The organism is Clostridium hydrogenum, from assembly GCF_021432385.1.
In the GTDB taxonomy this organism is placed as follows: Bacteria; Bacillota; Clostridia; order Clostridiales; family Clostridiaceae; genus Clostridium_S; species Clostridium_S hydrogenum.
Genome location: NZ_JAEACT010000002.1, coordinates 1,598,971 through 1,617,728, shown reverse-complemented (window position 1 = coordinate 1,617,728; position 18,758 = coordinate 1,598,971). Strand labels below are relative to the sequence as shown.

The window sequence follows — 18,758 nt, the reverse complement described above, 5'->3', positions numbered from 1 at the left end:
GCCAATTTACTTTATTATTCTACACCTATACATTTCTTAATTGCTTCCACCCATTCATTTGGTTTACATGCTAGCAGTTCTTCATGCTTAAGATTATGCTTAACAATATGAGGATTTTTAAAATGCTGCTCATATCTTTTTAAATATATTTCTCCCATTTCTGCTGCATAAATGCAATGTACACTAGTACCACTAACATCTATACCATCTTCCATTTCCGTTATAAGATCATAATAAAATTGATTTTCCATACTTCGTTTTGTCACAAAATCCAGCTTTTGCCCTCCTGCTCCCAGCATAATATGCATGAATTTTTTCATATATTGTTCATCAGTATGCTTTTTCATGTACCAAGCAATTAGCTTATTAATTTTTCCTTTATGAATAATATACAATTGGCACAAATATTTTTGTTTGTATTTTTGCCTTAAATTTATCTTCTTGATCCAAATCAGAACTACCCAAAATTCCATGATTCATATGAATTTGTTTCCTTTGTATGAGTAATCCTACAAATGATCCTCCAAGCGAACATCCATATACAGCATGAACCTTTCCATTAAATTTATCTTTTATATAAGCTTCTATTTTTTGAGTTTCTGTAATCATATTAGGAAATTCTGTTTGCTCAGTTTCATCAAAACCATCATATGATACGCATACCACATAAAATGACTTTGTCAATAAATCTATAACATGATCATAATTATTTTTCCAATGGCAACATGTTCCTGGAAGCAAAAGAATAACTGGATTATTTTTATTGCCAAACTCATAAAATTTCATATTCTATTCTCCTATATGTTTTTATTGATAATGATAATCAACTTCAACTATATTTTACCATTCCTTAATAAAATCTTCAAGTTATTTTAAGTTATAGATATACCATTGTGAAAAAAGCACAATCGCTATAATAACGAATGTGCTTACGTTTACTTTAACTTATCTCTATTTTTTAACAAAAACATTTTGTGAAATTGAACTTTATTAGCTAATATTTTACACCTTTCCAATAAACAGGTGTAAAGACCTCAGCTATTTCAGGTAATTTTACCTCCTTAAGTGCCCATTTCTTAAATTCTTCAAAGCCTGTACGATCAACAATATATCCAATATGTTCTTTTCCACCTGGTGCACTAGGATCTATATAATGTTCTACATAATCATAAGTATTTAAAATAATTTTTATAATACTTTCTTCATCTACCCATTTTATAAAATCTTCTCCCAAACGAGGATTTTTCTTTCCCGTTCTTCCGAGGAGTGTAAGACGATAATACTTCTTCTCGCTTCTTGTCCATGCACCCATAGGACAATTTAAAACACATTCACCACAGCCAATGCACTTTTCAGGATTTCTTTCAACCTTATAGTTAACCTCTTTCAGTGCTCCTACAGACTTCTTTTTGCATACTCTAACGCAAGCACCACAGTCAACACACATATCTTTTTCATACTCTGGCTGGGTCATTCCCATAATACCAAAATCATGCATTCTAACCTTTGCACAATCATTTGGACATCCAGTTAATGCAATCTTAAAATGCAAATCATTTGGGAATATAGCTTTTTCGATTTTCTGTGCAAAAGCCGTAGTATCATAACAAGCATATGGACACACACGATTACCAACACAAGCTGTAATATTTCTCGTTCCTGATGCACTGTAGCCTGTCCCTTTATCCTTTTGATTTATATTTAAACCTTCAATAATTGGCTGCAAAAGTTCATTAACCTTGGTCATATCTTCAAATTTTATTCCTGGAATTTCAAAGCCTTGACGACTAGTAATGTGCAGCGTACCATCTCCATAGGTTTCAGATATATTTTGAATCATAGAAAGAAATTTAGCCTCTAAATGTCCCCCTGGAACACGTATTCTTGAAGCAGTAAAGCCTCTTTTTTTAGTAACACGGAATGCATTTTTCTTTAACTGTTTTGTGTTTATATCCATCCTTTTTCCCTCCTCACTTAATCAATTAATTCTTTACCCTTGGTAAAATTAAAAACAGGACCATCAAGACAAACATACACATCATCAATCTTACAGTGACCGCATTTTCCAATTCCGCAGCACATTTTTCTTTCCTGTGAAATCCATATGTTTTCTTCTTTAAAACCTACGTCTAAAATTCCCTTTGTACTAAACCTCATCATAGCTGGAGGTCCAACAACAATAGAAACTGCTTCACTTACATCTTTTAATTTTAGTTCTGGAATATATTTAGTAACAAGACCTTCTGGATACGTATTATCCCCATCGGCAGAATCAACAGTTAATATAACCTTTATATTCTTTTTCCACTCTTCAAAATCTTTTAAAAATAATATATCCTTTGGAGTTTTAAAACCTGTTATTAGTGTAACTCCTTTAGTTTCATCTATATGCTTAGAAAAGTAATCTACAACACCTCTAACAGGAGAAACTCCTGTACCACCAGCTATTATTACAATTTCTTTGCCTTTATAATTTTCTATATCAAAACCATTTCCATATGGCCCTCTTAAAAACAACTTGTCCCCTTCGTAATGCTCAAAAACTTCATTTGTAACTTTTCCAACGCGTCTTATAGTTAAATCCACAGTATCTTCACCTATGCCACTTACTGAAATTGGAGCTTCTCCATATTTAGGTATAGAAACTTCAAAAAATTGTCCTGGCTTTACTTCTCCTTTATAAGACATCCTAAAAGTATACTCTATATTTGTATGTTTAATTACCTCTTTAATTTCTGAAAGAAAAGGTACATACTCATTTTGTTTCATTTCCATCTACCTCCTTAACTGCTGCTTCTAGCTTGTTAATACAATTTGAAAAGGAAATATATTCAGGACAAATATCATCGCACCTTCCACAGCCGACACACATGTGATAGCCGTTTCTCTTTTTGTAATCATAAACCTTATGCATTACCTTGAATCTCATTCTTTGTCCATTGTTTTTACGGTAAGCACCTCCGCCAGCAACATTTGTAAAGCCGTCCACCATGCAAGCTGCCCATACTTTTCTACGCTCTCCAACCTTTCCATTATCAGTATAGAAGATATCCTGCATTGTAAAGCATGTACAAGTTGGACATACAAAATTACAGCGTCCACAATTAATACATCTGCTGTCATATTCATCCCACATTTTAGAATTGAATATCTTAGTTGAAAGTCCCTCGGGGACATTTATCTTTGTTTTAGTTTCCTTTACATAGGAAGGAACGACTTCAAGCTCTTTACATCCATCATTTGCAAGGAACTTATTCCAGCTGTCCTCACGACTATCTACCAAAAACTGTCCATCCTTTAGTTCTATACTTGCATCATAATTGTCACTTTTATTTGTTCCCATATCAACGCAGAAACAGCTTTCAAAAGCACTTTCACATGGCATTAAAACAAATTTCACTTTTTCACGAAGACGCTTATAATAATAGTCTTCAAAACCATTTTTTTAATACATTTCATCTAACCTTTTTACGGCATGAAGATCGCAACTTCTAAGAAAAATTATTGCTCCTTTTTTTGGCGCCTCTGCTTCCTTTATATTTTCTTCAGTAAAAAAGAACAAAGTTTGTGAAATAGGAAGTAAAACTTCTTTAAAGGAATAATCAGATTTAAAATCGAATACGATTTCTTCTGCTGTTTCTACCTCCCCATAACGAATCCTATCCGTATCAGAGAAAGCCCCTTTATCCTTAAGTCGCTTTGGTGCATATATCAAATATTCCTTTTTCCATTCTTTAAGCAAATCATTTAAATTTTCAGTTGTTAGACGATAACCCATAAACTTGCCTCCTTCTTTATTTCTTGTTAAAAACATAACAAAAAACAAAAAAAATTGCCGTGATTTTTATCACGGTTGCTTAAAATATTTCATAAGTTTATCACGTTCTGGAATAATAAATTCATTTCTTTTTACAATAACTAATTTCTTTTCTGTCAGCAATTTCAAGTGCCTTGATACAGTTTCCCTTTTTGAGCCAAGCATATCTGCTAAATAAGTAATGCTAAGTTCCATATTAATTCGAACTCCTTCCTTGCAAGGAACCCCATAATCACCGGACAATTTCCAAAGCTTAGCAGCTATCTTTTTATCACCTCTTATTGAATTAGATGTATTTTTTAACTGCCTGTATAACCTCCTTACTTTAACAGCCATAGAATCCATAATTGCTTTTGTTAGTTCAAAATCCTCTTTCATAATATCTATCAGTTTATCTTTAGGAAAATATAGTGTGATAGCTTCCTCCAATATTTCACAATTTATAGAAGAAGTCATATTTTGAAATATAGCCTCATTAAGCATTTTACCTTTTCCAAACACAAATATAACCTTTTTTTCTCCCATACTGTTGATTTTATACAAAGCAGCCAAACCGCTAATTACAATATAAATATATGGTACATATTCCTTATCCATAAAAAGCTGTTCACCTTTTGCTAACTTTCTTATTTTTCCACAAGCCTTTAAAGCACAAAAAGAACTTTCATTTACATTTTGAAATACTTCTGCAATTTTAAATGCCTCTTCTAACTCTATCATATGTATATCCACCTTTGAATCTCATTTTTCTATTTACAATTTAACATATTATACAAAAAATAAAAAGCACATATGTTACGCAATTAACAGGTTCATTTTTGAGGTGCAATTTATAAAATTACATGAATTTTCACAACAAAAGCGCAGATGTTCTCGCATCTGCGCTTTTACTATATAAATTAATACTTATTAGATACAAATATTTATTTTTTAAAAAATTCTATACCTGTCTTTGCTTCTTTCATGGTCTTCTTTATATAATTAATGCTTTCATTCAATTTTTCTGTTTCCCAATCGTCAAGCTCTGGTGCAATTCTTTTGATTATTCCATTTTTGCCAATTAAACATGGCATACTAAATGCTACATCACCATCATGTCCATATTCACCTTTAAGAGTTGTACTTGCAGGATAGATACTTCTCTCATCCAAAGCAATACATTTTGCCATAGTAACAGCAGCTTGTGAAACCCCTGCATTAGTCCAACCCTTAGCATTTAAAACATCATAAGCAGTCTTAACTACTTCTTTTTTTAGCTCATCTGCCGTAAGTTGTTTTACGTCATGGTAGTAAGATGCAAAATCTTTATAACTTATACCAGCAATATTAAGCTTACTTAAAACAGGAAATGCTGTCATACCATGTTCTCCCATCATGTAGCCTGTTACAGATTTAGGATCAATATTATAAAGATTTGCAACTGTCTTTCGTAATCTAGCTGAATCAAGCATCGTTCCTGTTCCAAATATTTTTCCATTTGGATATCCAAATTCATTTTCAGCAATATATACCATAGTATCAAGTGGATTTGTAATAAAGATAATAATAGCGCTCTTTGTATATTTTGTAATTCCAGTCATAACCTCACGAATTACAGCAGCATTGTTTGTAGTTAAAAGAGTACGGTCTTGCATTGCTTCAGGATTATTAGGATCTTTTAATATACTTGGTCCTGCTGCACATATAATAATATCGGCATCCTCACACTGCTCGTAGCCACCACTGGTTACGTCGATATTGTTCATATATGTAAGTGCTGTAGCATGACTTTGATCCAGCGCTTCACCTCTAGCTACTCCATTATCTATGTCTATAACTCCTATTGTTGCAAAAAGTCCAAGCTTCATAGCATCTGCAATAACATAAGATCCAACATGTCCAGCTCCAACAACTACTAATTTTAATGATTTCATACTCAATCATTCCTTCCAACTATTTTTATTTATGTAATTTTAATTAGTATAACATAAATCAAATATTTTATATTATTTAATTAGGAAAGATTTGCAATAAGAATAAACAAAGTTCTATTATTTAGTATTATATCATTTAGATAAAAAACTCCCACATAGCAGTGAGAGTTTTTGATTTTACTACTTTATTTAGTTTCCATAGCTAATAGTAAACATCCTGTAATACCTGCATTATCTTCAAGAGCTGGAGGTACAATGTATTCATCCAAATTAGGCATAGCAACATAATTTTCCATAAGTCTTTCTAATTCTTTTCTAACTAAAGGGAAAAGTTGAAGTTGTTTCATTACTCCGCCGCCTAAAATAATACGTTCTGGACTTAAAATTAGAGTATATGTCATAAGTGCTTGTGCAATATAATAAGCTTCCATTTCCCAAACTTCATTTTTATCGGCTAATTCATATGCCTTTGTTCCCCATCTTGCCTCTATAGCTGGACCAGCTGCCATTCCTTCTAGGCAAGTGCTATGGAATGGACAATTTCCTTCATATTTGTCATCTTTATGTCTTCTAACTAATATATGTCCCATTTCTGGATGTCCAAATCCTTCAAGAAGGTTGCCATTAACTACTGCTCCTCCCCCTATTCCAGTACCAACTGTCAAGTAAATACAGCTATCCAATCCTACTGCAGCACCTTTCTTTAATTCCCCTAAAGCAGCTGCATTTACATCTGTAGTAAAACCAACTGGAATATTGTATTTCTCTTTTATAGCTCCTACAAAATTATAATTAGCCCATCCTTTTTTTGGTGTGTTAGTTATATATCCATAAGTTTTTGATTTTTTATTTACATCAATAGGTCCAAAAGATCCTACACCTATAGCTTTCAATTGAAATTTATCAAAAAATTTAAATACTAATTCCATAGTTTCAGCTGGAACTGTTGTTTTAATGCTTACCCTTTCTAAAATATTTAAATTTTCATCACTTACAGCACAAACAAATTTTGTTCCACCTGCTTCAATAGCTCCATACATAAAATTAACTCCCTCTTTCGTTTTTGTTCATTATTGATTGTTTTTGTTCACTTTTTAAAATACCATCTTGGCAAAATATTGTCAATAGAATTTACTATTTAATAACTTGGATAATTATACGATAAATAAAGATAAACCATTGTAAAACTTGAAATTCATTTGTACCAAAATGCCGTCTTCTGGGCATTATGGTGCAAATGAGTTTTAATAGTTGAACTGGTATATCTATAACTAGAAACAACTAATAAGGAGGTAATGTTAACATGGATGTTAAAGAAATCAGAGGCTCAAGTCTACAAAATTATCGCAGCAAAGTTGTTACACAAAAAGGCCAAGATAAAACCAATGCTAAAAGCGTTGAACCTAAGTACTCAGGAGCAGATACCTTTGTCAAATCTACAGAGGATAAAACAGAGCCTTCAACTTACAAACTTGCAAAAAAGAAACTTTCAGCAAAAGAAGTTCAAGAATTAAAGGATGCTGAAAATAACTCTAAAACAGAATTTGTAAAGCAGTTTATAAATGATACTATAAATAATCAGAATAAATTGCTTGGAAAATCAACTGAAAGTGGAATACCTAAAATGTCAAAAGATACTTCAGACTTGCTTACTAAAATATTTGGCTCATTAGAAAATGCATATCCAGAAGTGGCAACAACACCAGAAGATGCAGAAAAAGCAATATCAAAAGGCGGTGCTTATTCTGTGGAAGCGGTATCAGATCGTATTATGACTATGGCAAAAGCTTTAGCTGGAGATGATCCAAATAAATTACAACAAATGAGAGATGCAGTTGAAAAGGGCTTTGCACAGGCAGGTTTGGATTTTAAAAGAGCAACTACTAATGATCTTCCTCAAATCTGCATAGATACACATACTGAAGTTATGAAAAGATTTGATGAACTTCAAGGAAAAACTAGCGCACCTAAAGACAATAATTCTAAAAACAATTAAACTAAAAAACAGTTCAAATAAGTGAAGGTTTTTAACGATTATACCGAAGTTAAACACCTTCACTTAAATTTTGTTACAACCTACTATAAAAAAGTCACTTTTTCTTTAAAAGAATCCGCAACCACCTTTCCATCCTTTATCTCTACAATTCTATCTGCTTTTTCTGCAATTCTATTATCATGAGTAATTACAATAAATGTTGTTTTCATCTTTTCATTAATTCCCCTTAATAATTTGTATACATTTTCTGTAGCTTCAGAATCTAAATTACCCGTAGGTTCATCTGCTAAAACAATTTTAGGATTATTAATAAGTGCTCTTGCAATAGCTGTCCTCTGCTGCTGTCCACCAGAAATATTATTTGAAAAATTGTTTTTTACTTTACTTAACCCAACCAAATCTAAAAGTTCATTAGCTCTTTCTAATATTTCCTTAGAAGGTTTTGAATTTCCAATCATATATGGCATCATAACATTTTCAAAAACAGTAAACTCAGGAAGCAAATAATGAAATTGAAATATAAATCCTATAGTTTTATTTCTAAGTTCTGAGAGCTCATTTTTTTTCATAGTATCTGTCCTTACTCCATTAATATAAATTTCACCTTTTGTTGGCTTATCCAAAGTTCCCATAATATTTAATAAAGTACTTTTTCCACTTCCAGAATCTCCTATTATAGAGTTAAAGGTTCCCTCCTCAAAAGAAATATTTATATCCTTTAGAACTTTTGTCTTTATAACTGTTCCATAAACTTTACTTACATCATTTAAACTAACTATATTAGGCATTTCTAATCACCTCTATCGGATTTAATTTTGATGAACCCTTTGCTGGAATAAGTGAAGCTACCACTGCCGATAATACTGCGACTATTGAGGATAAAATTATAAACTTATAGTCTATATAAAGTTCAACAAGTGGAGTACCATCTGGATTTAGTACAAATTTGCTAAACATATATCCTAAGCCAATACCTATAAGTACTCCTATTATTGCTCCCATAATACCAAGTAATAAACCTTCAAATAAAAATATAAAGCTTGCCTGCCTATCCTTAATTCCCATTGCTTTAAGTATCCCTATTTGCTTAGATTTTTGAACAACAGTTACAACTAATACACTAGCTATTCCTAAAACTACCGAAATCATAACAAAAACTTGAATCATTATGCTGGAAGCACTTTGACCACTTAATCCACTTAAAAGAGAAGCATTTTGAGCTTTCCAGTTATCTACCTTTACAGTCTTACCAATTTTTTTAGAAAGACTATCCGCTATTTCATCTGCCTTAAATACATCTGAAACCTGCATTTCTATTCCAGTAATCTTATCTCCTGAAGAAAACATATCAGCTGCAGATTTTATATTAGTAATTAACCAACTTTTATTTATGCTAGCTACCTTTAAATCATAAAATCCAGTTATTTTAAGTTTCTTTACTTGACCTGAATTTGTAATTATCTCTATATTATCATTTAAATTCAACCCTAATTCTGCTTTTAAATCTCTGCCTACTAATGTTTCAAATTTATTCGCAGGAAATTTTCCTTCATATATATTATTTTTCAAATTATAAATTTTATCAAAATCATCAATCTTAACACCTCTGATTAAAACAGAATACGTCTTATTTTCCAATTTTATAAGTGCTGGATTGTCTAAAACTGGAGAAATATTTTTTATCCTACTATCTGCTTTTTCCACTTTATCAATTACACTTTTATAATTTCCTATAAGATTATCCGGAAGCTTTGATGTTATGGTAATTTGAGAAGAGCTTCCAATTGTTTTATTTATAAGACTTTTTTGTAGTCCTTGTATTAATGAACCTATAAATATTTGTACTGATACTCCAACAGCTATGCCTAAAACTATGAGTACAGTTTGACTTTTTGTCGATTTTAAAAATCTAACAGCAATTTTAAATGGCAGTTTCAATTTATTTCCCTCCCTATTTCGGTCATAATAATAATTATTATTATATAATAATTATTATAGTTTAAATACATATATATTGCAACACTAAATATTTGAATATTTTCAGTTATGTAGTATATAATTAAACAAATAGACAATTGTAAATAAAAGTGTAGTAAAGACTAAACATAAAATGAGGTGTTTTGATATATGACCAGTATTACAGATGAGTTTATTAATAAAATTGAATCATATGGATTTAAAGCAGGAATTATTTCTATTAAGCACATAGAAGAAATACAAACAGATATAGCAAAAATAAATAAGGAATATAAAGATGTAAATACTTCCATAGGAAAATATTTAAAAGCATTTGATTATAATTCGATTAAAGAATTTTCAAAGGCAGCGTCAATTATAGTTATAGCAGTTCCTCAACCTATGAACAGAATATATTTTACATTGGGAGGTAAAAAAAGACCTGTGATAATGCCTCCTATGTATTTGTTAAATTCAAGTATCGAGTTAGAAGAAAAACACAAGAAAATAAGTGAAGTGACTTTAATTATTGAAAATATACTTTCAGATAGAAATTTAAAAGTAAAGAAAATTAACCTTCCATGTAAACTTATCGCATCAAGAAGTGGACTTGCTGAATATGGGAAGAATAATATTTGCTATATAAATAATGAAAGTAGTTTTTATTGGATGGGTGTATACATATCAGATATGCCATGTGAAAAGGATTCTTGGCAGAAATCAAAGGTCATGGATATATGTGAAAAATGCAATTTATGTTCAAAAAATTGTCCTACAGGAGCAATATCAAACGACAGATTTTTGATACGTGCAAGTAAATGTGTTACATTGCAGAATGAAAGTGAGAAAGATTTCCCAATATGGCTAAATATAAAAAGTCATAATTCTATAATAGGATGCATAAGATGCCAAATTGTTTGTCCTATAAATAGAAATCAAATTAAGGCCATAGAAGATTTAGTTGAATTTGATGAGAAGGAAACAAGAATGATATTAACAAAAGTTCCATTAAGTGAACTTTCAGACATAACATATAAAAAACTTGAATTAATTAATTTTGTAGAATACTATGATTTACTTGCTCGTAATTTAAATGTTTTAATAGGTAAATATATAAATTAATGCACAATTCACAGTTGTGAATTGTGCATCGTGAACTGTGAATTGAAAAATATTGCTATCAGGATAAACTTAGAATTTGCAATTTTTAAATTTGCAAATTGCCTATCTATAGATATTACTAAAACAAGTTTATTAGAATTTTATTAATCAAGTTGAAAGTTCTTTTTATCTCCTCATAATCATCTATTACTCCGTTAATTTCCATATACAATATTTTTTCATTAGGTTTATTTCCTTTTCGAATTTCCAAACAAAATAAATTTTCTAATTTTATTAATTCATCAATTTCCTTATCTTGAAATACTTTGTCAAACTTTTCCCTATTATTAGTTCTTATTATATATTTATTAAAGATATCATTATCTATTTTTATGCTTTTAAGTTTATTCAAATAAGCAACAGGTGTATATATGTCCCATTTTCTCCTTACTTTAAATACAAAGTCATTTTGGGTATTATAGGAAGCCGTTATTTGTGTATTTATCCCACTCTTATCATTTGCCCTTCTAAATGCTTTATAAATTATAGTTCCATTTTGATTTTCTATTTTTATACTTTGTTCTTTTATTATGCTTCCCTTCTCAAACACTCCGCCTTTCTCTAGTGCAAATTTTCTCCAAACGCTAGAACAAGTCCATCCAAACATATCTGATATACTAGGTTGATCAAAATCAGACATAAACCCATCTCCTCATTTTTTTAGTTGACACTAATATCCATTAGTTCCTTTTTTCAGTCTTATAATACATTAACGGTATTATATAACAAAATTATTGTCAAGTATAAGTTATGGGGATGTCGCACAAATTTATTTTATAAACAAATGTTAAATAATCTTAGGGCAAAAGCTCCTTGCTTTTTAAAATCTACATATATGTAAAAACACCCCCTATAATAAGCAGATTTCATTTTCTAATCCGCTTATTATAAGGGGAGCATGTTAATTTCTCCAAACTATTTTAAACTTTAAGTAATCCTTATCTATAGTTGAACAGCATGAGACTTGAAATTTGCAACTACCAAATTTATCCTGACAAATTACAATTTGTCGAGGAGAAACGGATAGTTGAAAATTGATAGTTAAGGAGGATTTACCTTTCGCTTCTCTCAGGTAAATCTTAAACTTAATAGTGTCGGCTTCGCTGAGCACCATGTATGGCGCGATTGCGCAAGCAATAAAAAATGAGTTCTTAGATTTTTCGTAGCGCTAGAGGAGAAAAATCATCCTTAACTATCAATTATCCACTATCAACTATCAACTGCATTAAATTGTAATTTAACAGGATAAACCTGCTATTTGCAATTTTCAAGTTTTACAACAGTATGTCTTTAGTAGTTGCTGTCAAAATAGCTTATAAGCTTGTCTACTTTTGGGCTTCCAATTCCTGTTACAAGATCATAACCGGCTTCAGCACTATAGTCACCATTACTTCCGCTTGTTATATCATGGTAGTCAGTATTATAACCTGAACTTGTGGCAGCATAAATATCTGTTAAAAAGTCATAGCTATCAAGAGAATATCCAAGACTTTGATCGATTAATGCTACAACACCAGCTAAACTTGGAGAGCTAAGGCTTGTACCACCAACTTGAAACCAACCACTTTCTCCTTGATCTGGTGTAGTATCATAAACAGCTGCTCCAGTATTAGGATCGGCTACCCATGATATATCAGGGTTACCACGGTAATCTCCAACTACACTAGATACACTTTGTTGATAATCAGGCATAGATACATAATCACTTACACCACCGCCTGAACCAGACCAACCAGATTCGCTTTCATATGTTCCAGTTGCATCCAAGTTTAATGTAGTTCCACCAGCAGAAACAACATATTGAGACGACGCTGGCCATTCTACTCCAGAACCATCATCACCAGATGAAGCTAAATAAGTTATTCCTGAATGATTAAAGTATGAATCATAATTGCTTTCACTATATGATTCAGAACCACCCCAGCTATTTGATACGACTTGAGCTCCATGAGAAGTAGCGTATTTAATAGCATCCATTAAATAAGTATTAGAAGGAGATTTTGCAACTACTAAAAGAATTTTAGCACCTGGAGCAATAGCATGAGCCCATTCAACATCCATAGAAGTTTCTAATGCCCATCCTCCATCAGTCTTTGTAGGTTTTCCATCAGGATAAGCAATTGTTAAATTAGCACTTGAAAGACCAAACTTAGATGAAAACGCATTTAAATCCTTTTGCATAGTAGGACTTCCATAAGCATCTACAATAGCTATTGTTTCTCCAGCTCCTGTATCAGAAACATTGCTTACACCATAAGCCTTTCTGATTTGGGAAGGGGTATAGCCTACAGGTCCTGAGGCTGATGCCCTCTTAATCTTTATTGTTGTTCTGCCTTCCCAGGAAGAATTTACTTTTGCGTTAGTTACCTTACTAGTTGAACTAGCAAAAACACTTTGTGGTAAAAGTATTGTACAAGAAATAAGCCCCAATAAAATAAGTTTTTTTAATGATTTGTTCATAATGAACGCCCCCTTTTTATTATTTTTTCTTAAAATTTATGTGGATACAATATTTTAATCTTTAGCAATTAAGTAAAATATATTTTTTATTTTAACTTCATTGGATTTTATTAAAATAATGTATTTATATGGATTGTATCACCATCTATTGCAAATTTCAATACATTTATTAAAATTTTTCTTACGTAAATATAAAATCATTAATAAACAAACTCAAACTATATAAATTAAATTATTTACTTAGATATACAGAAAGAGAATAATTTCTAAAATATAAAAAGCCTAAAGTAGAAATTTTCTTAAAATACATTTTCTACTTTAGGCTAAAATTTTTATTTCTTTATTTTGCATTTAAATTAAAACATCTAATTCTAAATCAAAACTAAAACAAGTTTCATTTTTACCATTGCTTTCCACTCGGATATTTCCGCCCATTCTTGTAATTACTTCCTTAGCTATGGATAAACCGAGTCCTGCACCTTCTTCCTTATGAGATATATCTACTTTGTAAAAACGATCAAATATAAATGGCAAATCTTCTTTTTTAATCATAGAACCTGTATTATGCACAAATACTAGGGCCCTTCCCTTTTCTTTTCTTGCAGATAGGGTAATAGTACTGTTTTCCTTAGCAAATTTCAATGCATTATCAATCAAGATGGTCAGTACCTGACCAATACGATCAATATTTCCTTTTACATATATAGGAGCTTCACTTTTATTTACAATTAATTGCATATTCTTTTCTTCTACTAAAATTTGAAACTTATCCTGCTGATCATATAATATATTTGAAACTTCAACAACTTGCATATCAAAAGGTGCATTACTTGATTGCAATCTCGACAATTCAAATAAGTCATTTACAAGTCTATTTAACCTTTCAACTTCATTATAAATAATTTCATAAAAATGATTTTTCTTTTCATCATCTTTAACCATTCCCTCTTTAAGTGGAATAATTAATCCTTTTACAGCTGTGAGTGGCGATCTTAATTCATGTGATACATTTGCTACATAATCCTTTCTAGTTTGTTCTAATCTTACAGCTTCAGTAATATCACGAAAAAGCAGTACTGTACCCACAATGCTGTTGTCTTCAGAACGTATTGGAGATCCTGAAATTAATATGCTTTTCTCTTTGAAGGAACACGTAGTTATTTCTGTTTTTTGATTTTCAATTGCTGCCAAAGATATTTCCTTCATCATTTCATACAATGGCTCTTCTAATTCTTGCAAATCACTTTTAATCTCAAACATCTTTTCAAAGGTTGTATTTTTCAAATTAACTTTTTGCTCCAAATCAAAGCCAAGCAATCCATCACTCATAGAATTAAGTATCTGCCTTAGCAAATCTCCTTCTATCATAAGTGAAGTAATTGTTTTAGAGAGCTCCCCTGCTAATTGATTTAGTGTAACTGCCAGTTGTCCAGCTTCTCCACTATAGTTACCTTTTGCCCTAACTGAAAAATTGCCTTCTGACATAGCAATTGCAACTTTTTTCATTTCCACCAAAGGGCTAGCCATTTTTCTAGATGCATATAAAGCTATAGGGCATACAACTACTAAGGTAATAAGCATAGAACAAAGAATTCCTGTATTCACTCCAAATATTATTGTATTAGTAATTTTTATTTTTTCTTCAATATAATTTCCATAAAGACTATAAAGCGCAATTGTTAGTCCTATTGACGCTAGTATGAATACTACCATGACAATAAAAATAATCTTAACAAATGAACTACTTATATTTAAATACTTTTCTCTTTTTTTCATACTCCTGCCTCAAACTTATATCCCACACCATAAACCGACTGTATGTGCTCCGCATAATCCCTAGGTAAATGTGAACGAATTCTGTTAATATGGGTATCTATCGTCCTCCTATCTACATAAGTATAGTCAGCTCCCCATACCTTATCTAATATCTCATCTCTTGAAAGCACTGTACCTGGATTTGATACAAGCATAAATAATATTTCAATTTCCTTTGGAGTAGCATTAATTGAAGTGTTATTTAAAAGTAACTTGTAGGTTGATACATTTATTTCTAAATCACGAAATCTAACAACAGATGCTACCTTTTTTACATTTATATCCTCTAACCTTCTAAGTACAGTTTTAACTCTCGCAACCACTTCTCTCGGATTAAATGGCTTTACTATGTAATCATCTGCCCCAAGCTCGAGACCTAAAAGAATATCAATTTCTTCACCTTTTGCAGTTAGCATAATAATGGGAATTTTAGATACCTTACGTATTTCTTTACACACATCAATTCCTGATAAATATGGCATCATAATATCTAAAATAACTAAGTCAAATTTTCCATTTAATGCTTTTTCCAAAGATTCTTTTCCATCATACACACTTGTATATGAAAAGTTATCTGCTTCTAAATATATACCAAGAGATGTGTGGACTGCTGTATCATCATCGCATATAAGAATATGTGGCATTTTAACTTCCCCCCATCCATTATTTTATAAGAACTGCAATTCCTATTAACCCTGGGCCTACATGCACTCCTAGCACCGGGCTTATTTGACCTCTTATTTTTACTATACAATCGGGAATCAACTCTTCTAATTTAGCTTTAATATCTGGCAATTCTGTTCTCTCTCCACTGCACATAAGTGCAATCTCTGCTTTTTTTCCAAGACTTGCAAATTGAGTTACCAGTTCAATAACCTTCTTAATGCATCTTTTAGTACCACGTTCTTTTCCAGCAATAATATATGTGCCCTCTTCATCACAGGTAATGATTGGTTTTATGCCAAGTGCTGAGCCAAGCATAGAGGCTACACGTCCAATCCTCCCACCTTTTCTTAAATATTCTAGTGTTTCAATACAAAAGAAAACTTTTGAATTACCATACTCTGACTCCAATAATTGTGTAGTTTCTTCATAGCTTTTTCCTTCTGCCAAATGATTTGCTGTTGAAATGGCATACATCCCACTTGCAATAGCTATATTCTTTGTATCGAATAGATATGTCTGAATTCCCTTTGCTTTAAAATCCTCACTGACTAATCTAATAAGATTAAAAGTTCCACTTAGCTTACTTGAAATACTGATAGATATAACTTTATTATACCCATCAGCAATTATTTTGTTAAATACTTCTTCTACATCAGCATATTCTGGAAGTGAAGTAGTTGGAATTTCTATACTGAGTTTTTTATATATTTCCTCCGGAGTAATGTCAATTCTATCTCTATATGATTGTCCTTTATAATTTATTCTAAGTGGTAATACGTAAATTGGGTACTTTTCCACATACTCTTCTGGCACATCACATGCAGAATCAACTAAAATTGCAAATTCATAATTTTTATTTTTTAAAGTGTCATTTTGTATTTTGCTATCCATTAAATATAACATTCCCTTCGTAAAATCTACTATAATTCTCATTTATTTTAATTATATTTAATATATAAAATAAATTCCACAAACTTAACATTTGTTCACATTTGTATATATTTATATTATGCTTTATTTAGTGAAAGGCTATGTTTTAAATAAGTGTGAAAATCAACACTTATTTAAAACATAGCCTAAAGAAAAAAATTTCATCTAAATTTGCTTCTTATTAAAAATTGAAATAGAACCTATAATACAACCTGCTATTAAAGCGCATGAAATAAAAATGGGATAATATAATTCTGATACCTTTACAGATTTCGTAAGCAACGCTGCATTGTAAGCCGTAAGAGAAAAAGGATTGTATTTTTGAAGTTTAGGGAAAGCATTAAGAAACATTAAAATTGCAAGAGCTATGCCCGTTATAAAAAGGCTTCCATAACTGCTTTTTACAAGAACCCCGCCTAATAAAATTACAGCTAATAAAAACACTCCAAAGAGCCATAAACAAAATATTGAAAAGAACAAATTATGCATTTCGTGATTTTTAAATAAATATGCTGTATATATGAAAGCCATTGCAAAGGCTAAGGTATAACTTATCGTCCAAATAATTATCATAGCAGTGAATTTTGACAATATAACTGTGCTTCTATTTAAACCCTTCGTAAGCATATTTATTAAAGTACCTTTAGATAGTTCATTTGCTAAAACACCACTAAATATTAAGGCGGCAACAATTAACCCCATCCCAGAAATATTTTTAAAAAATTGTTTCCAGGAATCAATTGCAGCTGGCTCTGGCATAGATATTTTCATTCCATCTTGATTAGCATAGGAAATAAGTTTGGGCATTAATTTTGCTGCAAGAGGACTCATCATTCCAAAGGCGAAAAAAACAGCTATAATAATAAAAAATTTATATGTCCTTACACTTTCTAGAAGTTCCTTCTTTAAAAATGCAATATAATTTTTCATTGTGTCACCTCCATAAACAAGTTCTCCAGTGTTGGTTCCATTATTTCAAATTTAATTGGTGTTATTTGCTTTTTTGATAATAAATCAATTAAAAATTGACCACCGCTTTTTATATTTGAAACTTTAACTATGATTTGATTTCCATCCCTTTTCACTTGTACTTTTGAAGCTTTTAATTCTTCACATTCATAAAAACAAATAGCATCTCTTTCACTTATAAAATCTATAATAAAAGAATCTCTTCTATATTTCTCTTTTATCTCCGAAAGAGTACCTGAAAGTGCAATTTCCCCCTTATTTAAAATAGCAACATGATCACAAATACGCTCGACATCAGAAAGAATATGTGTTGAAAATATTACTGTAGTTTTTCCTTTTACAGACAGCAAAATATCAAGAATTTCCTTTCTACCAATTGGATCAAGTGCCGAAGTAGGTTCATCACAAATTAATAATTTAGGCTCATTTAAAAGTGCCTGTGCAATTCCAAGCCTTTGCTTCATACCACGGGAAAAACCTCCAATTCTTCTATTTGAATTTGAAATTCCAACTAAGGAAAGAAGTTTTTCGCTTCTTTCCTTTATTTCATTTTTTGTAAGTCCAGTAATCTCACCGCAAAGCTTAAGATACTCCGTAGGTTTCATATATCCATAGAATTGAGGAACATCTGGAAGATAACCTATATTACGGTTAGTTTTTGTTTCACCATATTTTACTTCTTCACCACATACATAAATATTTCCACTGTTAGGCTTCAAGAGTCCAAGCACCATCTTCATAGTAGTAGTCTTTCCCGCTCCATTTTGCCCCATAAAACCAAATATTGAATGTTCCGGAACTTCTAAATCTAACCCATTAAGCACTGTATTACTTCCAAAGCTTTTATGAAGTCCTTTAATTTCTAAAATATTCATTATTCATCACCTCTGCCTATTGTAAAATAAACAATAGGACCTATAAATTCAAAAATTAGAACTACTATTATCCACATTACTTTATTTCCAAAACGATAATGGGGGTGCTTTAGTACATGAATCAGGGCTGTAACCGCCAAAGCAATTTCGATTATAGCAAGCGGAATTATAAATGGTAAATATTCTAAAAGATTACTCAT

Annotated in this window: 19 protein-coding genes and 1 pseudogene; 2 read left to right on the top strand and 18 right to left on the bottom strand. The window is 31.1% G+C overall.

The genetic code is table 11. The features are described from left to right. Positions 1-14: 14 nt before the first annotated feature. The 8 genes and pseudogenes from CUEA01_RS25120 to CUEA01_RS07215 form a co-directional block, all read right to left on the bottom strand. The gene (locus CUEA01_RS25120; RefSeq protein ID WP_329603970.1) at positions 15-347 is read right to left on the bottom strand and encodes a hypothetical protein; all 333 of its coding nucleotides are present in this window, start codon (positions 345-347) and stop codon (positions 15-17) included. Positions 348-378: 31 nt separating this feature from the next. Then, complete coding sequence (locus tag CUEA01_RS25115) at positions 379-786, bottom strand: alpha/beta fold hydrolase (RefSeq protein WP_329603969.1); 408 nt, start codon at positions 784-786, stop codon at positions 379-381. A gap of 208 nt (positions 787-994) precedes the next feature. Next, complete coding sequence (gene asrC / locus CUEA01_RS07240) at positions 995-1,957, bottom strand: sulfite reductase subunit C (protein WP_234120852.1); 963 nt, start codon at positions 1,955-1,957, stop codon at positions 995-997. A gap of 17 nt (positions 1,958-1,974) precedes the next feature. Beyond that, positions 1,975-2,769 (bottom strand): anaerobic sulfite reductase subunit AsrB, encoded by a 795-nt coding sequence (gene asrB / locus CUEA01_RS07235; RefSeq protein ID WP_234120838.1) that lies wholly within the window; start codon positions 2,767-2,769, stop codon positions 1,975-1,977. Further along, a pseudogene (gene asrA, locus CUEA01_RS07230) lies at positions 2,756-3,778 on the bottom strand (anaerobic sulfite reductase subunit AsrA). Before asrA ends, asrB begins: the two are co-directional and overlap by 14 nt. Positions 3,779-3,847: 69 nt before the next feature. Continuing rightward, positions 3,848-4,534, bottom strand: coding sequence for a Crp/Fnr family transcriptional regulator (locus CUEA01_RS07225; RefSeq protein ID WP_407929248.1), 687 nt, complete (start codon positions 4,532-4,534; stop codon positions 3,848-3,850). Positions 4,535-4,740: 206 nt separating this feature from the next. After that, the gene (locus CUEA01_RS07220; RefSeq protein ID WP_234120822.1) at positions 4,741-5,730 is read right to left on the bottom strand and encodes a lactate/malate family dehydrogenase; all 990 of its coding nucleotides are present in this window, start codon (positions 5,728-5,730) and stop codon (positions 4,741-4,743) included. A 185-nt stretch (positions 5,731-5,915) separates the two neighbouring features. Then, positions 5,916-6,770, bottom strand: a complete 855-nt coding sequence (locus CUEA01_RS07215) for an ROK family protein (protein WP_234120819.1) — start codon at positions 6,768-6,770, stop codon at positions 5,916-5,918. A gap of 263 nt (positions 6,771-7,033) precedes the next feature. Between CUEA01_RS07215 and CUEA01_RS07210 the strand changes: the two genes are divergently transcribed. Beyond that, positions 7,034-7,726, top strand: coding sequence for a hypothetical protein (locus tag CUEA01_RS07210; protein ID WP_234120816.1), 693 nt, complete (start codon positions 7,034-7,036; stop codon positions 7,724-7,726). Between the two features lie 83 nt (positions 7,727-7,809). Here the strand turns inward: CUEA01_RS07210 and CUEA01_RS07205 are convergent, their stop codons facing one another. Then, positions 7,810-8,514, bottom strand: a complete 705-nt coding sequence (locus CUEA01_RS07205) for an ABC transporter ATP-binding protein (RefSeq protein WP_234120813.1) — start codon at positions 8,512-8,514, stop codon at positions 7,810-7,812. Then, a complete protein-coding gene (locus CUEA01_RS07200) occupies positions 8,507-9,664 on the bottom strand; it encodes an ABC transporter permease (RefSeq protein WP_234120811.1) in 1,158 nt (385 codons plus the stop codon). Before CUEA01_RS07200 ends, CUEA01_RS07205 begins: the two co-directional genes overlap by 8 nt. Before the next feature lie 189 nt (positions 9,665-9,853). On the opposite strand from CUEA01_RS07200, the gene CUEA01_RS07195 reads away from it, so the two are divergent. After that, positions 9,854-10,804, top strand: a complete 951-nt coding sequence (locus CUEA01_RS07195; RefSeq protein WP_234120809.1) for a 4Fe-4S double cluster binding domain-containing protein — start codon at positions 9,854-9,856, stop codon at positions 10,802-10,804. A 118-nt stretch (positions 10,805-10,922) separates the two neighbouring features. Here the strand turns inward: CUEA01_RS07195 and CUEA01_RS07190 are convergent, their stop codons facing one another. From CUEA01_RS07190 to CUEA01_RS07155, 8 genes are all read right to left on the bottom strand, one after another. Further along, positions 10,923-11,483 (bottom strand): hypothetical protein, encoded by a 561-nt coding sequence (locus CUEA01_RS07190; RefSeq protein ID WP_234120806.1) that lies wholly within the window; start codon positions 11,481-11,483, stop codon positions 10,923-10,925. Between the two features lie 650 nt (positions 11,484-12,133). After that, complete coding sequence (locus CUEA01_RS07185; protein WP_234120804.1) at positions 12,134-13,303, bottom strand: S53 family peptidase; 1,170 nt, start codon at positions 13,301-13,303, stop codon at positions 12,134-12,136. Positions 13,304-13,654: 351 nt separating this feature from the next. Further along, on the bottom strand, positions 13,655-15,079 hold the full coding sequence (locus CUEA01_RS07180) for an ATP-binding protein (RefSeq protein WP_234120802.1): 1,425 nt from the start codon (positions 15,077-15,079) through the stop codon (positions 13,655-13,657). Then, complete coding sequence (locus CUEA01_RS07175; protein ID WP_234120798.1) at positions 15,076-15,762, bottom strand: response regulator transcription factor; 687 nt, start codon at positions 15,760-15,762, stop codon at positions 15,076-15,078. The genes CUEA01_RS07180 and CUEA01_RS07175 overlap by 4 nt, the downstream gene beginning before the upstream one ends. Before the next feature lie 19 nt (positions 15,763-15,781). Next, positions 15,782-16,675, bottom strand: a complete 894-nt coding sequence (locus tag CUEA01_RS07170; RefSeq protein ID WP_234120796.1) for a DegV family protein — start codon at positions 16,673-16,675, stop codon at positions 15,782-15,784. Positions 16,676-16,879: 204 nt separating this feature from the next. After that, positions 16,880-17,644: an ABC transporter permease gene (locus tag CUEA01_RS07165; protein WP_234120793.1), complete on the bottom strand. Its 765-nt coding sequence runs from the start codon at positions 17,642-17,644 to the stop codon at positions 16,880-16,882. Further along, positions 17,641-18,558 (bottom strand): ABC transporter ATP-binding protein, encoded by a 918-nt coding sequence (locus CUEA01_RS07160; RefSeq protein WP_234120791.1) that lies wholly within the window; start codon positions 18,556-18,558, stop codon positions 17,641-17,643. Before CUEA01_RS07160 ends, CUEA01_RS07165 begins: the two co-directional genes overlap by 4 nt. Beyond that, positions 18,558-18,758, bottom strand: a complete 201-nt coding sequence (locus CUEA01_RS07155; protein WP_234120788.1) for a PLDc N-terminal domain-containing protein — start codon at positions 18,756-18,758, stop codon at positions 18,558-18,560. Before CUEA01_RS07155 ends, CUEA01_RS07160 begins: the two co-directional genes overlap by 1 nt.